Source organism: Sanguibacteroides justesenii (genome assembly GCF_003204205.1).
Lineage (GTDB): Bacteria > Bacteroidota > Bacteroidia > Bacteroidales > Marinifilaceae > Gabonibacter > Gabonibacter massiliensis.
Genome location: NZ_QJPL01000002.1, coordinates 464,421 through 483,686 on the forward strand (window position 1 = coordinate 464,421; position 19,266 = coordinate 483,686).

Here is a 19,266-nt window from a genome sequence, read left to right on the forward strand (position 1 = left end):
AAGATGAACATACGGAGAAATACGGTATTGATTTTTTCCATTATAGTATTTATTATCGTCTTTTTGTTGCTGAATCTGGTTTTGGGATCGGTTTCCATTCCTTTTACCTCCGTGTGGAACGTGTTGACAGGGGGAGAGGGAGAACCGGTGGCTTGGCAGAATATCGTTTGGAAATCTCGTTTACCTCAGGCGTTGACCGCATTGGTGACAGGAGCTGGCTTGTCTATCAGTGGATTACAGATGCAGACGATTTTCCGGAATCCTTTGGCCGGTCCTTCCGTGTTGGGGATTAGTTCCGGAGCCAGTTTGGGAGTTGCTTTCGTTGTGCTTCTTTCGGGCAATCTGGGAGGGGTCGCTTTGAGCCGTTTAGGGTTTATCGGAGAGGTGGCCATGTCCGTAGCGGCTGTGATAGGGGCTCTGTCTGTTATGGCTTTGATCGTTTTTGCTTCCGGGAAGATAAAAGGGAGTGTTACTTTATTGATTATCGGAGTGATGATCGGCTATATTGCCAACGCGATTATCGGGGTGTTGAAATTTTTTAGCGTGGAGGAGGATATCAAGGCTTATGTTATCTGGGGTTTGGGAAGTTTCTCTCGAGTATCTGGTAATCAGATGATGTTGTTTGTCGGAATTATGGCGGTGATCATTCCCCTATCGTTTTTATTGATCAAGTCTTTGAATCTGTTGATGCTGGGTGACGGATATGCCCGTAATCTCGGATTAAACATAAAAAGAGCCCGGGTGGAAGTAATTACCTGTGCCGGGGTACTGACGGCTATCGTGACGGCTTACTGCGGACCGATTATCTTTTTGGGTTTAGCGGTTCCTCATTTGTGTCGGGCTATATTTCAGACTTCGGATCATCGGATGTTGATGCCGGCTTCCATGCTGGTGGGGGCAGCTTTGGCTTTGGCCTGTAATTTGATCGCCCGTTTGCCTGGGTTTGAAGGAGCTCTTCCGGTTAATTCCGTGACGGCATTGGTGGGGGCTCCTGTGGTTGCATCTGTTTTATTTAGGAAACGGAAAGGGGATTGGAACGAATAAAATGAGGTTATGGCATTAAAGGATACGGTAAATATAAGAGGTCTTTCTATCGGTTATAAGACGAAAAGTGATACGAAAATAGTGGCACAAGGTATTTGTACGACGATTTACGGGGGGGAATTGACCTGTTTGTTAGGAGCTAACGGGGTAGGTAAATCGACACTTTTGCAGACGCTCTCTGCTTTTCAACCGAAGTTGGCAGGAGAGATCGAGATCAGGGGAAAAGAGATCGAGAGATATACCGATAAGGAGTTGTCGACGACCATAGGGGTAGTACTCACGGAGAAATGTGATGTCCGGAACATGATGGCCCGGGAATTGGTTGAAATGGGACGCAGTCCTTATACCGGGTTTTGGGGAGTGTTGAATAAGGAGGATCGCCGGATTGTCGAGGAGTCTATCGCCTTGGTCCGGATAGAGAATTTAGCCTCCCGGATGATACATACCTTGAGTGACGGAGAACGTCAAAAAGTAATGATAGCCAAAGCATTGGCGCAGCAGACTCCGATTATCTTTTTAGACGAGCCTACTGCTTTTTTGGATTTCCCGAGTAAAGTGGAGATCATGCAATTGCTTCATCGTTTGACGCGTGAAACCGATAAAACCATTTTTCTCTCGACCCATGATTTGGAGTTGGCTTTGCAGATTGCCGATAAAATTTGGTTAATGGATCGTCAACACGGCATTACGATCGGGACTCCTGAAGATTTGGCCTTAGACGGGCATTTGAGTAATTTTTTTGCTCGTAAGGGAATTGTTTTCGATATGGAGACCGGTTTGTTCCGGATTGAAAATCAATATACGAGGCAAGTGCGGTTGATCGGGCATGGCCAGAAATATGCCATGGTTCGGAAAGCTTTGCAACGAAACGGTATGTTAGCCAATCGGAATGTAGTGTCGGATATTGTCGTAGAGACCGGAGATCTTACGACCCAAGGTTTTAAGATACAGTTCCCCTCCGGAAAAATCGTATCCGTTCCCGATATCGATATTTTACTGAAACAACTGGTTGACAATTGTGAATAAAGGAATTCCGTGGTGATTGTTAGTCTCGGAGTTCTTTCGTCGGCAATTTTTGGATTGGGTTAACTGACTTTTCGTTTTTCCTGTAAGACGACGATACTTACAGCCACGATGATTAACAGGATTCCGAGGGCTCCCTGAACGGTGAACCACTCGTGAAATACCCATATCCCTATGACTACGGCCGTTAAGGGTTCCATGGCTCCGAATATGGAAGTAAGGGTTGGGCCGATGTGTTTGATGGCTTTAACCAATGTCATGTTGGATATGGCGGTTGCCGGCAATGCCAGACCCAGGATGTAAAGCCAGAGATTTCCGTCGGTCTCTAACCGAACTCCTCCCGTGAAACTGCCGCAAATGATAAACATTAGGGCTCCGAAAGCCATTACATAGCACGTAAGAACGATCGAATCGATCTGTACGGCACGACTTTTTCTCACGCCGACGATATATCCTCCGTAAGAGAAGATAGAGATGCAGGCGGATATAATTCCGAGAGTCGCATCTCCTTCGTTGTGATTGATATTACCGAGAGAGAGCATGACGGCTCCGACGATAGACATGCAAATAGCTGAAAGGATCCAACCTGATTTTCTTTCGCGGAAAAAAAACATCATGACCATAGCAACGGCTAACGGGTACATGAAGTGGATCGTGGATGCGACTCCGCTCGATATGTTTTGATAGGCAATAACTAAACTAAAAGAGGTCGCAGCCCGGAACAGGCTCAATAAAAAAACGATACCCAAATCCTTTTTACTTATGCAAAAATTACACTTAAGAGATAATCCGAATAGGATTAAACAAAGAGAGGCTACTCCCCAGCGATAAGATAATACCTCAAATGATGAATATCCGGCAGCTAAAAGTGTCAGGGTGAAAAATGGGGCCAGCCCGAATGTTGAGGAGGCCACGATTGCGTATATAATCCCTTTTATCCTACTCATATCTCAAAAATTCGGCGCAAAAATACTAAACCTGTTTTATATGTTGTTGTTTCGGGTAAAAAAGATGGGGAATAATCAGTGATTTTAAATTGTACATCTCCGGATATTTCAATCGAAGAATGATAGCCTTGTCAATTGTTTTCTTGTATAAGAATGATTTCCAATTCGGAAGAGCAGAGCTGAGGGAGACAGTATTTATAACAATATTCGATGAGTTTTTCGAAGAAGGCAGGGGAATCAGCAAATAATGTCCATAATTCCCGGGCTAAGGTAATATCTGCAATCGAATGGATTAAAGCAGAAGGACTTTTTACTTCTTTGGCAATTTGACGGATGAACTCTTTGTTCATGACTACTTTTTTACTATGCGTGTCTAAATGTCCCTCCGCTAATTTAATTGCTTTACCGATCATAATGCCCATGGTGATTTTTTCAATGCCTTCTGTTTCCGCCATCTTTAACGTTTCACCGATGAAATTCCCGTAATGGATAAATGCTTGGGGGGGAAGATCGGGGAAGCGTTCCCGCAACCTGTTTTCGCTTTTGGCCCCGGAATTGATGACGATATGTTTACAACCGAGGGCTTTGGCGACTTGAATTTCTTTACGGATGGAATTGATAAATGCTTCCGTGGAGAAAGGACGTACGATTCCGGAAGTGCCGATGATGGAAATTCCTCCGGTAATCCCCAATTTCGGGTTAAATGTTTTTTGTGCTAAAATACTTCCCTCGGGTACGGAAATTCGGATGTCAACTCCCTGATCGACTTTGTGTTGATGAATCATACGTTCTACCTCTCGAATCATCATAGCTCGGGGTGTGGCGTTAATTGCCGGATCTCCCACGGGGATTCCTAAGCCGGGCAGGGTCACGGTTCCTACCCCTTCCCCGGGCAGAAATCGGATTTCCGGAGAAGAGTTGAACCTGATTTCGGAACAGATCAGGCGTCCGTGGGTTACGTCCGGGTCATCTCCCGCATCTTTGGTAACGCAGCATTTGCAGGAGTCTTCATTCAAAAAACCTTGTTCAACGGGTAGAGTCACTTCTTCCCCGTTGGGCAGAGTTATTGTTGCTTCTGTTGGAACTGTTCCGGTAAGAAGTCCTTGCAAGGCGGCTTTGGTTGCAGCCGTGGCGCAGGTTCCCGTCGTGAAACCGCTGCGTAACGGGTAAAATCCGGGTAAAAGACGTTCCACCCGGTAACGAAGTCCGTGTTCTCCGTTGACGGTATAAAAAGAATCCGGTAATGGAGGACGTTTAATGACGAGTAGCGGGATATGCAGAGCTTTGGCCGCTTCTGTTTTTTCACGGAAAAAACCCGACTCTCCGCTCTCTTTCGTGAGGATGGCTTCCGGTCGTATTTTTTCCAAAAGAGCGGTTTCATCTTCTCCCTCTTGCCAAAAAAGTAATTTTTCACGGGGAAAATTTTCTTTATTGGCAAGTTGTAAAGAGTCTTCCCGGTTAAGTATTCTGAACCAACAAGGATATTGCGACCAGTAAGGATGTAACTTATGGATCGTTTGGACGCCTGTTAGGGCCAGTAAATTCCGGATAGAGTGTCGCTTTAGGTATCGGATGGCTTCATCGAAAGAGTCGCACCAGATAAACGAAGGATCGTGTTCGGGATAACGGCGTTCGAAACGGATAACGGGAATTTCCAACTCTTCGGATATAAGGGCGATATTCGCGTGTAAATTTTCGGCAAAAGGGTGGGCGGCATCCACGATAAGGCGAATATCATGGGAAATGCAGAAGTCTTGAATGGATTTCCGGTCCATCTCTCCGTTGATTCGGGTACCGTGCTTACATTCCAACTGTTGGGTTTTACCTCGGGTGGAATAGTAATAAGAACTTCCCGCTTCGTCCAATGTACGAACCGCTGCCCTTCCTTCTGTCGTTCCGCCGAATATTAAAACCATGGTAATTTTGGATCGAGAATCTTACGATGTTTGATTTACAATTGTCAATTTGTAATTTACGATCAAATTATTTTATTTGCGAAATAAGTGTTTGAATTGGTGCGAATAGAGCCTGGAAAGTCCCTGTCTGTTATCGATAGCTTCTCCTACAACGATCATTGTGGTGAGAGTCAGGTGATTTTCTTTTATGATCCGGGCCAAATCTTTTAATTCTCCCCGGTAAATCCGTTCGTCTTTCCAAGTCAGATGGTAACAGGCAGCTACCGGAGTCGTGGGCGGATAATGTTCCAACAACTCGCTCTGTACTTGCTCTGCGATAGAAGCACTTAGGAAAATACACATAGTGCTTTGTGACCGGGCCAACAGGTGTAGTTTCTCTTTTTCCGGCATCGGGGTGCGGCCTTCTCCCCGGGTAAGGATAATGGTCTGTACTTTTTCCGGTATGGTGAATTGGGATTGTAAAGCTGCTGCTGCTGCCAGGAAAGAAGAGATTCCGGGCGTAATGTGATAGTGCATGCCGTATTCGTCGAAAAAGGCCATTTGTTCTTGAATCGCCCCGTAAATGCAAGGGTCTCCGGTGTGAAGTCTGACGATAAAGAGTCCTTTATCGTAAAATTCTTTCATAATTGCGAATTGTTCTTCCAAATCCATAGAAGCCGAACTGCGTACGGTTGCTCCTGGTTTGGCGTAATAGGTTAGTTCCACGGGCACCAGACTACCGGCATACAGAATAAGGTCTGCCTGTTCGAGGAAGCGCTTTCCTTTTACGGAAATTAATTCGGGATCCCCGGGTCCGGCGCCGACAATTTCTATGAAACCTTTACGTTCCGCAAGGGCATCGCATGCTATGGCGTATGTAAAATGACTCCCTTCAAGAAGGGACATTTTTTGTTTTTCAATAAGTAGCTGTTCGTTGCGGGCGCTTTTCAAAGCTGTACTTTCTGCCACTCCGTAAACAGAGGTAACTTCGAAAACTTTTTCGGAAGGATTGGGAACCACTATGCCTTGTAGATCTTCTGTCGCATACACGGTAAGAGGAAGTTCTGTTTGTCGGGAGATTTCCCGGATAAGAGGCTCCTCTTTTTTTAGTTCGATAGTGGAAATGCTTTTTAGAGATAAAGGAGATAAGCCTTTGGTTGTCATATCTTTTTTTATCCATTCCCACGCTCCTTCCGGGTGAGCGTTCCTTTTACAGCCTATTCCCATGTGGAGGACAGGGGGGCGGAAGATAAGGGTCGGTATGGAAAAATTGTAAATGCGGGGAGTGACGGCGATCAACAAGTGAAAGCGTTCTTGAGGAACGTCTTCAAATCGATAGAATAGTTCTACATGTTCAGGACAGGTATGTTCCAAATAGTTTGTGCCTTTGTCTCTAATATCCAACAACAGGGCCGTCGGGCGTTTGTTTACAAAGGCGGCGATGATCTCGTTCATCGGGTGTGTTTTTTCCGCTTTCCATCCGAATTGGCGGTCGAGGGTATCGAGAGCCCATAGGTTTGTATTATCGCTCTGCGTGGTAATAATGGCCTCTCCGCCGATAATTCCCGCTATGCGTTTGGCTAATTCGTTTGCACCTCCCACGTGTCCTGACAAAACCGGGATGACGTGTTTCCCTACGGCGTCTATGTTGATCACGGCAGGATCCTTGTATTTGGATTGGATACAGGGGGCTATGGTCCGAACACATATACCTAAAGCTCCTATGAACAGGAGAGCGTCGAAATCATGGAAATGAACTGCGGTAAATGCGGCGATGGAGTCGATAGGAGTGCATCCTTCTCGTTCTATCGATGAAAATATTTCGCTGTTTGGCATCTCCCGGCGGATGATCCGAGCCGTTTCGGCTCCCTGATCCGAGGCTATGATGATGGCTATCGAATTCATATGATTAACTGTTTTTTGTCGCTTGAATAATTTCTATCGGGTTATGTTGATCGACGGTTATACGGTGTCGTTTGGTGATCGTAAAGCCGCATTGTTCCGCCGTAACGGTAAATAATCGATTGCTCTCTTCCGAGACGGAATTGAATACGACAGGGCCTCCCGAAACGATCTTTTCGCTTAGGATATGTAAGATCTCCTTCATTTTTCCCCCGTGTCCGCCGATAAAAACGGCATCGGGATAAGGGATGCCTGTCAGGTCTGCCGTGGTAAAATCTTCTGCGATGGTATCGATTCCCGGGGTACCGAACTTTTGGCAGTTGGCGTACATCAGTTCTTCTCCTTCCGGTCGTTGTTCGAAAGCGGTAATATGAAGATGGGGAAATTGTAGTTTAGCTTCGATGGATACGGAACCGGTACAAAATCCGATATCCCATAAATGTTGCCGGGATCGGAGATCTAACATGCTTAAAGATAGTAAGCGAACCGGCATTTTCGTGATCATCTTGCTTCTTCCGTTCAGCAGATGGAAATCCTCTTCCGGGAGGCCGAAAGGTCGCTCTCGGGGATAAGTTTGTTCGAGGATAATGCAATTGGGGAATTGAAATTCTTGTTTGCAGACTTCCGGCAAGGAGAACCTCCGTATTCTTTCTTCTGTGTTTCCCAGTAATTCACCGACGGTCATTTGGTAGTTGTCGTATCCGAATTCAAGCATTCGTTGGGCAATGGCAGGGGGCGTTTTTTCACGGTCGGTCAGAATACCTATCTTTTTCCCTCCTTCAATCAATGTTTTGTCGAATTCATGCCATGGGCGCCCTGTAAGAGAGACCGTATGCATGTCGTGGTAAGGCAGAAGCAGGCGGTGTGACAGGGTTTGTAACGAATTGAAACAGGGGTGTAGTATGATCTTTGCCTGAGGCAATCGTTTCTGGATCGTAGTTGCAAACCCGAAAAAAAGAGGATCACCGGAAGCAAAAACAACGATTTCCCCCCATAAGGCGTATTGTCGGAATACGTTGTCCAAGGGAACGGTTATATCTATCCAAGTGTAATCGGGCGGAAGCAACTTCTTAACGAGTTCATGATGTCGTTTCCCTCCGGAAAAAACAGAATGACTACTGATGAGCGAACGGATATGCTTATTAAAATCCGGTTCTTTGTTGTCGTCCAATCCGATTACAATAAATTCCATAAGAATAAAATTAAAAATGAAATACACACGGAACGCAAATAGGGTATCTGAAATTATAAATCTCTTCCGGGACGTAATTGCGACGCATCGTCGAAGCAAAGGATAGCATTGACAATTGTAGCAGCAAGATTACTTCCTCCCTTACGTCCTTCTATGATAATCTTGGGTATACGGGTGAATGATTTAAGCATATGCTTGGATTCCCGTACATTGACGAATCCAACGGGTGCTCCGATAACTCCTGCGGGACGTGCTTTCCCTTTGCGGATTAACGAACAGAGTTCCATCAGGGCGGTGGGGGCGTTCCCGAAAACGTACAAAGCTTCAGGATGTTCTTCTGCTGCCAACCGGATTCCGGCTTGTGTCCTGGTGATATTCAGCTGGTTAGCCATTTCAGCGGTTCGTTCGTCATGCAAATAACATTTTACGGATACACCTAAACGTTCGAGAGCTCCTTTTCGGATACCCGATGCGGCCATCGTAACATCCGTAATGATTGTCCGGATCTTTCTCTCCTTGAAATCTTGGTACAATTTCTCCACGGCTAAGGGATCGGAGTAAAAGATATTTTCCATATCGAAATCGGCTGTGGTATGGATCGTGTGTAATAATGCCCATTTCCGATCCAAAGGTATATCCTTGTTCTTTAATTCCGAGGCTATGGTACGGAAACTTTGAATCATAATTTCTTGCCCTATTTTCATCTCGGTGTCGGATTCTTGATCCCGATAGTAGCCGCGGGGAGTGATGATGTGATTGTCCCACGCGTAGGATTGAGAATTACCGATAATTACGATGGTAAACATGTCGACCTCTTCCGGGTCGAAATCGGTAAGGGTAGTTATTTTTGTCTTTTGTTCCGTTCTGCCTGCTTGACGGACAAACCCGACCGGGTTTTCCGGTTGGCGATACTCTAAAAAGATCTCCTTTAAACGATGAAGTTGCCAGTAACGGCCTTCACTTTTCGGATTATATATGGCTGTGACGAAATCGGCAGCAGCAGCTGCTGCTATTCGTTTTTCGATTTTTTCCCAAGGGGTCATTAAATCGGAAAGGGAGATGATGCAGAAGTCGTGTCCGATCGGTGCACCCAAAAGAGCTGCTCCCTTTTGAAAGGCACTGATGCCGGGAAGAATCTCAATTTCGATGTCGCTGTTTAACTCTTTTTTCATTTCCAAAATAAGGGGAGCCATACCGTATATGCCGGCATCCCCCGAGCTGATCACACAAACTGTTTTCCCGTTTTGAGCTTGCCGGAAAGCTTCTGCTGCCCGATCTTGTTCTTTTTTCATTCCCGTGTCGACACATTTTGCGTGACTGCCGATAATTTCCTGAATGAATCCGAAGTAGTATTTATAGCCGATAACAACGTCTGAATCGGCTATGGCTGTCCGTACGGCAGGCGTAATATCTTCTTCGCTTCCCGGACCGATACCCGCTACGTATATTTTTCCGTTATTCATATTTGAATTGTTTAACCGGAACAAAGTTACTTTTTTTATTTCACTTTCATAGAATCCATAAGGTTCTTCAAATCGATAAAGTTTTAAAAGCCCATGGGGTATAAATGATTTCTGATTGAGTTTTGCTCTTGCCTTCTTTACAATCGTCAATCTTTTTTAATCATTCGATCGATAAGTTGCTTAATTCCAGCATCTTTTTAATCTTTTGATCTCTTCGGGATACCCCTCGGGGGACCGGGACGTTCCCGACGGTCGTGTAGACGGTTTCCGTTCCCTGGTCTCCGGGACTCGCTTCGCTCGGACATTCCGTCGTCCGGACATTCCGGAAACCGCACGCAACACTCGCCGTTCCTTGTTTATGTTCCCTCGTTTTATCCTTCCCTCTCCTCCGTTCATTGTAAATTTAAGATTGGCTGCTGCTTTTTAATTTACAATCTACAATTTACAATCGTCAATCTTTTCAATCCTTCTATCTCTTAATTCTTCCATCACTCGATATCGTCCGATATTTCGTATTTCTTTTTCTTGGTTACGATATCTTCTTTTTTGTGGGTAGCCGCGTAACGTGCATGTTGGATGAAAATATCCTGAATGCGGGAATGTTCACCTAATCCTTTCAGAAAGAGAGAAACACGATATCCGTTTTTTTCCAATTTTTCTTTCCACTCTTTGGCGATATCGTTTTTAGCGTGATCTCCGGCTACGAACATAAAGGGGATAAGGGTAACTTCTTTACTTCCGGATGATTTAAGGCCGGACAGTACATTTTCAAAGGTCGGATAGCCTTCTATGGTTCCGATATGGTAATTTTTATGTCCTTCTGCTTTCATCATGTAATCAAGCATACCGTAAGAGGCGTTTCCCGGATGATAGGTTCCGTGGCAGACAAATACGCATTCTCCTTTCGTTTTTCCTTTTAATTCTGCGGCGATTGCTTTTATGGCTTTGAGGTAGTCTTCCGGTGAGTAGAGTAACGGGTTTCCGATACGGATATCTTTGAATTTGGATTGTAGTTGAGCCGCATCCCGACGTAATGATTCCATTTCGACACCCTCGATAATGTTCGTCGACTGTATGATGATATGAGTATAGCCTTCTGTTGCCAATTTGTTTAACGCCTCTGTCGGGTTTGGTTTCCGAACACCTTTTTCTTTTAGACGGCGTATAATCATACGGGAGGTATAAGCTTCTCGGACTTCGATAGTCTGAAACTCTTTTTTCATTTTTTGATTAATGGCATCGATGGTCAAGGCCCGGGTATCGTCATGGGTTGTCCCGAAATGTACGACGAGAAGAGCGATTTTATCGTTGGGCCCTACTGTTTTAAAGATGTCGGATTCTTTAAAACCTTCTCCGTGTCCGAAGAGAGTTATGTGGAAAAGTAGTAATAAGATGACAAATAGTATGTTTTTCATGACAAGAAAGGGATAATCCCCGGGATGTTCGAAAATTCTAAAAAAGGGTAGATGTGTTTTTCAAACATCTCCGGGGAGATGGGTTATTTGGTGAAACGAATAATCAAACTGGCAAACAAGGTCCTGCCCGGATTGAGCGTGGCGTAATTCACCCCGTTCGGACGATCGTCCGTCCAGTCAAAAATATTGTCTATTCCGGCATTCACCTCAAAGAAGAAGTTTCCTACCGGGGCAAAAGTGTGGGTGGTTGCCAGATTCCATAATTGATATTTCGGGGCGCTCTTGTCCGTATAGATGGGTTTCCCCGTCGTTTTATCCTTTGTTTCGGAATAGATGTATTTTTGTCCTTGTATTCTTCCGTTTACATTTACGTTCAGTCTGTATTTGTTCCATTCGTGCATCCATCCGGCACGGAAGGTGGCCGCGTGTCTTACGGCCTCGTTCAACCGGTGTCCGGTTTTTCGGTCTTTGGCATAAACACAATTATAGGCTCCACCTGCGGAGAAACCGTATCCGAGATAACTGTTAACGGAAATATCGAACCCTTGAGCACGCGCTTTATCTAAATTGCGATACATTTTCCTCGTTTTGATTCCGTTTTCCTTGTCCTCTTCCGTTAATTCCAACTCGTAACTGTCAATGATATCCTTAATGTCATTGATATATCCGTTTACCGAGATATTCAGAAATCTTCCGACATATTCGACGTTCAAACTGTAATAGTTTGATTTTTCCGGTTTTAAATCCGGATTTCCGATGGTAATGGATCCCCGGTTCTCGTAATCATAATAGAGTTCCTGTAAGGTCGGTGCTTTGAAACCGGCGGAATAGGCAGCCCTGAAATTGAATTTTTTCAAAGAGTACATCAAGGCTAATTTAGGGGTAAACCTGTTTTTGAAATTTTCATGGTAAACGTAACGGAATCCGGGAAGGATCTGAAGTTTGTCCCATAGACGTATTTCGTCCTGTGCATAAATGGCGAGTGTATATACCTCTTTAGGTTCATCCAAGCTGCCGGGATTTTTCATGTAGTCGTCCACGTATTCGGCACCCACGGTGAATTTGTTAAAATCACCGACCCGGAATACGCTTCTCAGATTGGCATTATAGTACTTTTGACGTTTGGTCAGTTCCTCGTCGCCAACCCGGAAGGTCGTGTCGTTTTTGACCACCTGTGCCACGGTATAAAGCTTGTTATACTCGTAGTTGTCCATGTATAAATCTAAAGCAATATAGGCTTTGTTATCAAACAGGTATTTTCCTCCTACACCGCAATTGTAATCCATATAGGTCAAATCGTACGTGTAGCCTCCGTCGCTTTTCTTGTGTTGGACGGGACGGTTCACCTCCCGGTCAAAATAGCTTCCTTGGGCATAAAGCGATAGCCTCTGGTTCGGCTCGTAAGTGAAACGTTGGCTTACGATATTGGAAAAAAAGGAGTTGACGGATTCTTTCCTGGTAGGAACGACCGTATCTGCGCTTGTTTCGTAGGGACTTAATTTCCACCCGTCCGATTGGCGTCTTTGGTAAGAGGTTGAGGAGGTAAATTTACCGAAGTTCAGGTCTAAACTGGCGTTTTGGACGAAACTGGATTTTCCCCCGAACCGGGTTTTGGATTGGATGCTGATAGGTTCTTTGGGTTGCTCGGTAATGACATTGATAACTCCGGCAATGGCTTCCGAACCATAGAGGGAAGAGGCTGCTCCTTTCAGTATTTCGATTCGTTTTACCCGGCTCATATCAATACGCGACAAGTCCGTATTGCCGGAAACATCTCCCGCCATTTTTTTCCCGTCCACTAAAATTAGAATATGTTTGTTCTCCAGCCCGTTCATCGTGAAATAAGAGCCCATGACGGTCGGACGGATGTTGAAAGAGGGATTTAATAATAATAAGGCGTCCTCGAAGGAGGTGACTCCGGCTTTTCTTATTTCTGTTCCGCTTAAAACTTCCACGGGTACGGGAGAGTCTTTTAGTCTGCGGTGAGTTCCCGTACCGGTGACAACGACCTGATTCAAGTTTACGGGCGTCCGGGATAGTTTGAAAACGATCTCTTCTGTGCTACTGTTTACTTTTATGTCTTCCGTTTCATAACCGGAAAAACTGGCTCTGAGGATGTATGTCCCCTCTGCGATGTTTTTCAGGGTAAACTCACCTTTGTTATCCGTTGCGATACCTATATTCGTGCCGATCAATCTCACGTTAGCTCCCGCGAGAGCTTTTTGGGTTTTGGCATCGACGACTTTTCCTTTTAGGGTGATGCCGGCGAGTGAAACACTGACAACCGATAACAGCAAAGCTGTTAACACAACAAACTTTTTCATTACAATGATTAATTTTAGCTGTTTATAATTCTATTCCTGACCCCGGGAATAGTTATTACCTATATGTCTCGGCAGGTCTCCTGACTACGCCTAAGAACGATACCTTCCCGTCCGCAATCGGACAGTGGTGTAAGAATCTGTTCTTTGATCCTTCTTTTAAAGGACCGGGCATCACAGTAGCGGGCACTGTTCCGGATTCCAACCGGCTTCCCTCTTGTGTGTTAGCAGATATGCAACACAACACCAAAGACAGTGCAAATGTATTACTTTTTGATTTGAAATAAAAAAATACTTGAAAAAAATGACAAGTTAAATCGGAGCATAAAAAAGAGCTATATCCGGTCGAAAGGAAAATAACCTGTAGCACCCGTCCCTATGTGCTGTTCTATCTCAAAATTTTTTAATCACTCAATCTTTTTATCCGCAATCATGAATTATCATTATATTTGTCCTTCAATTCGGATCAAATGCGGAAATCACAGTTTTTAATCGGAGCGGCTTCTTCTGGAAGCGGGAAAACTACCTTTACGATCGGTTTGTTGCGGGCTTTGAAGGATCGAGGCTTGGACGTACAGCCCTTTAAATGCGGACCGGATTATATCGATACGAAGTATCACGCCATTGCCTCGGGGGAAGAATCGGTGAATTTGGATGTTTTTATGGCTGCTGAAAAGCGTGTACGGGAGGTATATGCCCGTTATGGCGAACATTCGGACGTATGCGTGACCGAAGGGGTAATGGGCCTATTCGACGGTTATGACGGCATGAACGGGAGTAGTGCGGAAATTGCCGCTTTGTTGAATATTCCCGTGATATTGTTGTTGAATGCCCGGTCGACGGCTTATTCCGTAGCCCCTGTCCTGTACGGTTTCAAACATTTTTATCCGAAGTTGCAGGTTGCGGGGGTCGTTTTTAATTTTGTCAGTTCCGCTATGCATTACTCTTATTTGCAACAAGCGTGCGAGGATGTCGGTATGGAAGCTTTGGGATACCTCCCGAAACAGGAAGATTTTGAGGTGCCTTCCCGGCATTTGGGGTTAACTCTTGATGAAACTTTCGATTTTGATGCATTTGCCGGCCGGGTGGCGAAGGTTATCACACGGACGGTAGATGTGGATCGTTTATTGGAGTTGACCCGAAGGGCTTTTGAACCGGTTGCTGTTAGTGAGAGGAGAGTAACCGAAAGATTGAGGATCGCTGTTGCCATGGATGAGGCCTTTAACTTTGTTTACCGTGAAAATATGGAGGTATTGAAACGAATGGGTGAAGTTACTTTTTTCAGTCCTTTGCGGGACCGGGAGCTGCCGTTATCGGATTTTGTCTATCTACCCGGCGGATATCCCGAGTACTATTTGCCCGAATTATCTGCCAACGGGGAAATGTTGGCTTCGATTCGGGATTATGGGGAGAGTGGAGGAAAAGTCTTTGCCGAATGCGGGGGAATGATGTATCTTTGTGATTCTATTTCGGGTATGGACGGAAAGGTATACCCTATGGCAGGCCTTTTGAAACATAGGGCGACCATGGAGAAGATGGGTTTGAAATTGGGATATCGGCGGATAGAGATCGACGGTATGGTATTCCGGGGACATGAATTCCACTATTCCCGGGTAGTGTCCGGAGATCGGTTTATCCCTACGGTTGGAAAAACATATAGTGCTAAAGGGCGGGAAACGGACACGCCGATTTATCATTATAAACACGTGTTGGCTTCCTATATCCATTTTTATTGGGATGAGGAAACATTTCAGTCCTTGTATTCGATTATTTGATTTTTGAAAAAGGATTATATTTTTTATTTTAATACGATGAATAGGAGAGGCATCCTTTCTTAAAAGGGACTATAACTTCTTTTCTCTAATCGTTCTTTTTTTTCCATCGAGGATGAGTTCGATGCTTTTTAATGACTTTATGGAAGAGGTATAATTTTCTATTTTACCGTTTGTGAGCTTGTATTCGACAATCAATTGAAATTCTCCTTTTCTCGGGATATAATATTTCCGGAAAATACTTATGACATCGTAGTATTCTTCATAAATGAACGTATTCCATTCCGAGGCCGTTTTTTCTTGGATATATATCCGGATAATCTCTTTTTTTTGTTTGTCCGTTTGGGAAAACCGGATGCAGAACGGAAGAGGTGAGTTTTCTTCCGAACGGATGGAATCTTTTAACGGGTGAACGCTATCGATTCGGGTTATACGGTCATAGGATATTTGCTGGGCAGAGGCAGGAGGTACGAATCCCCAATATAGGATGCCGAATAAGAGGCTTTTTAGAATTGGGCTTGTTTTCATAAGATAGGATATTGTAGGATCGTTATTCTCGCTATTCCAAATAAAAAAAGTATGATTAGACGCTATATCTTATAATAAAATGCTTTAAAGGTAGAAAAGTATTATCGTCTTTTAAGAATAAATATAAAAAAACGAACAAGGGATTAACTTATTGGCCTGCGATTGGGGGATATGTAACGGTTAATTCACCGATCGGTAGTTAATCTTTTCCTGTAATTACAGGATACGAGCACCCGTACATGAAAAATAAGTAGATATAAAAATGATTAAGAGATTAGATTGAGGTAATCACCTAATCTCTTAATCATAACATTACCGGAGTTTCAATGATCCGTTTACTTTTCCTTTACCCATTTAACGGCATCGGCAATCACGAGCTGAATAAATGAATAACGATATTTCTCTGATGTAAAAGGATGATCTACTCCCCTGTCGTCCAACACAACACGGGATTCTCCGGCCGGCAGGTTAAACTTGCCCAGCGATACCCAGGCTTCTTCCGGTAAGAGGTAGAGGTTTGACAAATCGAAATTTCCTTCTTGAACTTCTAAGATTATTTCCTCTTTTCCTTGGGGAGTGTAGACGGTATAGTAATTTTTCATCCCCGGGAAGTCGGTCGTATATATATCTCTTCTTGATGTCGTATAATGAGGCCGATAGATAAATATTTCGTATTTTCCGGCTTCCGGAAGGTTGGCAGTCCATTCGGCTTTGAATTGGCCGGTACCGACTTCTTTTACAAATGCGCTACGGATACGATTGCCGTACATTCCTTTTTCTAATATAGGATTCCAAGCGTTAGCTTTAAGGTTTTGCGGGTTGACGTATTCCTGATCGCTCTCGTTTCTGAACAGATCGGCTAATCGTTTTCGGTTGTTTGCCGAATCGATCAACTGGAAATTCTCGTCCTCGTTGTCGACGACGATCTCTCCCGGGGGATAGAATTCATTTCTATCGATCGGCGTGACTCCTTCTTTCGGTACGGGACCTGAGAAGGGGAACTCTCCCGGGGAAAATAAAATGTTATCATTGGGTAAAATGCCCGAAAAGTTGGTGGTCAATTCTAACCGGTGTTCGATGTTTGCATGAATGACGATTCGTTTAAATTCTCCGGGTTTGATCAGGTAATTTCGGTCGTATCCGGTTATTGCACCGTACATATCAGTTATAAGGAGTGAAACGATACCGTCCGTTTCACTGATATTGCCCACCTTGAAATCGATGATCCGTGTCTTTCCCGTCGTTTTGAGGGAGAGGTCTTTTATCGTTAACAGGGGTATCTGGTGGCTCGTGTACCACTCGTCCATGTAAGGTTTGATGTTCTGTCCGAACCGTTGCTCGAATTCCTCGAGGAACGAGTCGAAATCGGTTTCTTGAAAACGGATACGCTCGTTGAATTCATGCATGAAACGGTTTAAGGAGTCCCAGGTGGTGATTGTCGCAAGGTAGCCTAATAAATGCGAAACTTTTAAAGAAATGGCCGAACTTTGTTCCCTGCTGTATCCTTCCGCGATAATTCCTTTCAACCCCTTCTCTGCAAAATGATTTAATATTTTCGGACTTATTTTGGATTCCGATAGTCTCGGGTTTATCATATTATTGAATATCAATTCTATACCCTGGTACGAATCGGACGTGAGGCTGCTATTGTAATTCGAGAAAATGTTTTTTATTCCTATCCTACTAAGAAAAGCGGGCATTTGGCGGTACAGAACGTATTCCTCTACGCTTTCGTCTTGATTAGGATCTTTGGAAAAAGTACCGGGATGGGTTGATTGTACTCTGCATAAACGTTCCCAGAAAAGAGCCATTTCCGGTTGGATGTTATCGCTAAACGAATTGTTATCGCTAAACGAAGTTTTGTTGGTCCAAAAATAGGAGGAGGAAGGAACCTCGATCAATTTAAAATATTTAAAGGGGTAAGGGATGGGAGTATTGTATTCGATTTCATTTTTACATTCATAAAAAATCTCTTTTAAATTTTTCTCCCGGTCCGGGTTATCTTTTTTCAAGGCTTCCCATTCATCGAAATATTTCATATAGAAACTATTTCCCGGATAAGTGTAAAACTCGACGGTAAGGGAATCTACGGTGATCGCCCTTTTCTCGTAATTCCCGATACAGAGGGTTAACCCGGTCAGGTTTTGTAAATTGTTGAACGTGACGTTATCGCCCTCTCTCGTCGGTTTGCCTTGCGATAAAACGGTCATCCCGCCCGGGTTTTTGACATGGAGGGTATAATCCGTGAAATTAGTCTCTTTGGATGCCTGCAACCAGACAGGGGGAACTGCCGTCGGGTACCACATCACTTGCGGCAGAAGCAAGGTGTATTTATCCGATACAAAAGCCGTACGGTTACCATAGTTTTCACCTTCACGATCGGTGCGGGGAGAGAAGAATTTGTCGTCGGGGATGTTTACCTGATAAATATCCTCGTCGATCGTTCCCCCGTACGTGATCTCTATCTCGATATTTTCCCCGGGAGCCAGGGGACGCTTGATGACGATCACCTGCCGGTCCCTGTGAAAGGGAAGGTTTTGTCCCCCGGATTCGATCTTGTCGATCTTTAATCCCGGGTTTAGGAAGAGCAGAAGTTGCTCCATTGTTGTTTTTTTCCGGTTTTGGATTTTCATCCGGCTTGTTGCCGAGAATTTATCTCCCCCGGGTCGATAGGTGATATCGTGCTCAATTACACGAGCCTTGGGATATTCATTGTATTTCAAGAAAGTTTCGCGATACCCGATCCTGTTTTTCAAACGGCTTTGAAAGTTGGTAACGTATATAACGCCGAGCCCCACGGCCAGTACGAAACACAGGAAAGCGGGAATGGTTAAATAACGTTTTTTACCGGGAGTACCGGGTTGTCTTTTCGTGAAGGGTACGGCGAAGTAGAGCAGGCTTATACCCAATAACAGGATCGCACCTCGCTGGAGCAGGTAATTCTCCATGTGCATGAACCCGACTAAGGTGGAAAAAGAGTTCGGCAGCGAACTTCCCCGGAAATCGAATATCCCGTGAAGAGGCGTCGTCAGGTAGGTGTACGCTAAGTAGAGAAAAACGATCAGGATAAGCCAGCTGACGAAAGGGTGTTTAACTAACCTGTTTACCAATACGGATAACCCGGTAATAAAAACAAGCGTGGGCAACACGTAAGTGAGTAGATAAAAAAGATTTACCCACAAGTTAACGGGAGAATCCGGTATTAATATTCCCGTAGACATTAAGCTAATTACAAAGATGACATCTATCGCGAAGAACGGGATAAGAATACCCAAAATTTCTCCGAGAAAAGATCGGCCGTTACCGATGGGCCGTGCTGAAAGCACTTCCCGGGTTTCGGCTTTTTTCCGTTTCCTATGGATATCGCAGACGATAAAAGCGACAATTATCGATTGGAACAAGTTTAAAAAGTGAATCCCGAATAAAGAAAAGGAGGATGCAAATACAAATTTTCTCCAATTGATGTATTCGTATTGGTAAGTATCCAATAAAGGTAAGCCTAAAGTATATATGAATACCCCGAAAATAAAGAGATAAAATAACCAGTTTCTTTTTACTAACTTGCTCTCATAAGTTATGGCAGCTTTTAGAGTTGTTTTTTCCATCATTGCAGGTTTTGTTTTTTTGTGATTTATTTTTAGTACGTCCCAAAGATATAAATAAAAAAACTATTATGTAATACATAGTATTGTTAAAATAAGGAAAGATTGTTCGAGTATAAGATTCGGAACGGATTAAATGTCGAAAAAAACAGAAGCGAAAAG

At 44.2% G+C, this 19,266-nt stretch carries 13 protein-coding genes and 1 riboswitch; of the genes, 4 read left to right on the plus strand and 9 right to left on the minus strand.

Going from position 1 to position 19,266, the window contains the following annotated elements; genetic code table 11:
- The first annotated feature begins 3 nt into the window (after positions 1–3).
- Both DMB45_RS04965 and DMB45_RS04970 read left to right on the plus strand, forming a co-directional pair.
- Positions 4–1,044, plus strand: a complete 1,041-nt coding sequence (locus tag DMB45_RS04965) for an iron chelate uptake ABC transporter family permease subunit (RefSeq protein ID WP_394341852.1) — start codon at positions 4–6, stop codon at positions 1,042–1,044.
- Positions 1,045–1,053: 9 nt separating this feature from the next.
- Entirely contained in the window at positions 1,054–2,070 is a 1,017-nt protein-coding gene (locus DMB45_RS04970) for an ABC transporter ATP-binding protein (protein WP_110688514.1), read from the plus strand.
- Between the two features lie 59 nt (positions 2,071–2,129).
- Here the strand turns inward: DMB45_RS04970 and DMB45_RS04975 are convergent, their stop codons facing one another.
- The 5 genes from DMB45_RS04975 to cobJ form a co-directional block, all read right to left on the minus strand.
- Positions 2,130–3,014 (minus strand): DMT family transporter, encoded by an 885-nt coding sequence (locus DMB45_RS04975; RefSeq protein ID WP_041503435.1) that lies wholly within the window; start codon positions 3,012–3,014, stop codon positions 2,130–2,132.
- A 131-nt stretch (positions 3,015–3,145) separates the two neighbouring features.
- Entirely contained in the window at positions 3,146–4,930 is a 1,785-nt protein-coding gene (cbiD, locus tag DMB45_RS04980; protein ID WP_041503436.1) for a cobalt-precorrin-5B (C(1))-methyltransferase CbiD, read from the minus strand.
- 72 nt (positions 4,931–5,002) lie between these two features.
- Positions 5,003–6,814: a precorrin-4 C(11)-methyltransferase gene (gene cobM, locus DMB45_RS04985; protein ID WP_041503437.1), complete on the minus strand. Its 1,812-nt coding sequence runs from the start codon at positions 6,812–6,814 to the stop codon at positions 5,003–5,005.
- Between the two features lie 4 nt (positions 6,815–6,818).
- Entirely contained in the window at positions 6,819–8,003 is a 1,185-nt protein-coding gene (cbiE, locus tag DMB45_RS04990; protein ID WP_110688515.1) for a precorrin-6y C5,15-methyltransferase (decarboxylating) subunit CbiE, read from the minus strand.
- A 53-nt stretch (positions 8,004–8,056) separates the two neighbouring features.
- Positions 8,057–9,466 carry a precorrin-3B C(17)-methyltransferase gene (gene cobJ / locus DMB45_RS04995; RefSeq protein ID WP_041505179.1) on the minus strand — a complete coding sequence of 470 codons (1,410 nt, stop codon included), beginning with the start codon at positions 9,464–9,466 and terminating at the stop codon, positions 8,057–8,059.
- 205 nt (positions 9,467–9,671) lie between these two features.
- On the opposite strand from cobJ, the gene DMB45_RS05000 reads away from it, so the two are divergent.
- A complete protein-coding gene (locus DMB45_RS05000; protein ID WP_041503440.1) occupies positions 9,672–9,893 on the plus strand; it encodes a hypothetical protein in 222 nt (73 codons plus the stop codon).
- Positions 9,894–9,954: 61 nt separating this feature from the next.
- On the opposite strand, the gene DMB45_RS05005 is transcribed toward DMB45_RS05000, so the two are convergent.
- Together DMB45_RS05005 and DMB45_RS05010 are read right to left on the minus strand one after the other, a co-directional pair.
- Positions 9,955–10,881: a sirohydrochlorin cobaltochelatase gene (locus DMB45_RS05005; RefSeq protein ID WP_041505177.1), complete on the minus strand. Its 927-nt coding sequence runs from the start codon at positions 10,879–10,881 to the stop codon at positions 9,955–9,957.
- 83 nt (positions 10,882–10,964) lie between these two features.
- A complete protein-coding gene (locus DMB45_RS05010) occupies positions 10,965–13,205 on the minus strand; it encodes a TonB-dependent receptor (RefSeq protein ID WP_059027111.1) in 2,241 nt (746 codons plus the stop codon).
- Between the two features lie 53 nt (positions 13,206–13,258).
- A riboswitch (cobalamin riboswitch) is annotated at positions 13,259–13,468 on the minus strand.
- 204 nt (positions 13,469–13,672) lie between these two features.
- Here DMB45_RS05010 and DMB45_RS05015 point away from each other — a divergent pair.
- A complete protein-coding gene (locus tag DMB45_RS05015) occupies positions 13,673–14,977 on the plus strand; it encodes a cobyrinate a,c-diamide synthase (RefSeq protein ID WP_059027114.1) in 1,305 nt (434 codons plus the stop codon).
- Between the two features lie 69 nt (positions 14,978–15,046).
- Here the strand turns inward: DMB45_RS05015 and DMB45_RS05020 are convergent, their stop codons facing one another.
- Complete coding sequence (locus DMB45_RS05020) at positions 15,047–15,502, minus strand: hypothetical protein (protein ID WP_110688516.1); 456 nt, start codon at positions 15,500–15,502, stop codon at positions 15,047–15,049.
- Positions 15,503–15,837: 335 nt separating this feature from the next.
- Positions 15,838–19,110: a hypothetical protein gene (locus tag DMB45_RS05025; protein WP_237143279.1), complete on the minus strand. Its 3,273-nt coding sequence runs from the start codon at positions 19,108–19,110 to the stop codon at positions 15,838–15,840.
- Positions 19,111–19,266 lie beyond the last annotated feature (156 nt).

Coding starts and splice junctions, on each gene's coding strand:
- DMB45_RS04965 (WP_394341852.1), top strand. CDS start 4: ATGAACATACGGAGAAATACGGTATTGATTTTTTCCATTATAGTATTT.
- DMB45_RS04970 (WP_110688514.1), top strand. CDS start 1,054: ATGGCATTAAAGGATACGGTAAATATAAGAGGTCTTTCTATCGGTTAT.
- DMB45_RS04975 (WP_041503435.1), bottom strand. CDS start 3,014: ATGAGTAGGATAAAAGGGATTATATACGCAATCGTGGCCTCCTCAACA.
- cbiD (WP_041503436.1), bottom strand. CDS start 4,930: ATGGTTTTAATATTCGGCGGAACGACAGAAGGAAGGGCAGCGGTTCGT.
- cobM (WP_041503437.1), bottom strand. CDS start 6,814: ATGAATTCGATAGCCATCATCATAGCCTCGGATCAGGGAGCCGAAACG.
- cbiE (WP_110688515.1), bottom strand. CDS start 8,003: ATGGAATTTATTGTAATCGGATTGGACGACAACAAAGAACCGGATTTT.
- cobJ (WP_041505179.1), bottom strand. CDS start 9,466: ATGAATAACGGAAAAATATACGTAGCGGGTATCGGTCCGGGAAGCGAA.
- DMB45_RS05005 (WP_041505177.1), bottom strand. CDS start 10,881: ATGAAAAACATACTATTTGTCATCTTATTACTACTTTTCCACATAACT.
- DMB45_RS05010 (WP_059027111.1), bottom strand. CDS start 13,205: ATGAAAAAGTTTGTTGTGTTAACAGCTTTGCTGTTATCGGTTGTCAGT.
- DMB45_RS05015 (WP_059027114.1), top strand. CDS start 13,673: ATGCGGAAATCACAGTTTTTAATCGGAGCGGCTTCTTCTGGAAGCGGG.
- DMB45_RS05020 (WP_110688516.1), bottom strand. CDS start 15,502: ATGAAAACAAGCCCAATTCTAAAAAGCCTCTTATTCGGCATCCTATAT.
- DMB45_RS05025 (WP_237143279.1), bottom strand. CDS start 19,110: ATGATGGAAAAAACAACTCTAAAAGCTGCCATAACTTATGAGAGCAAG.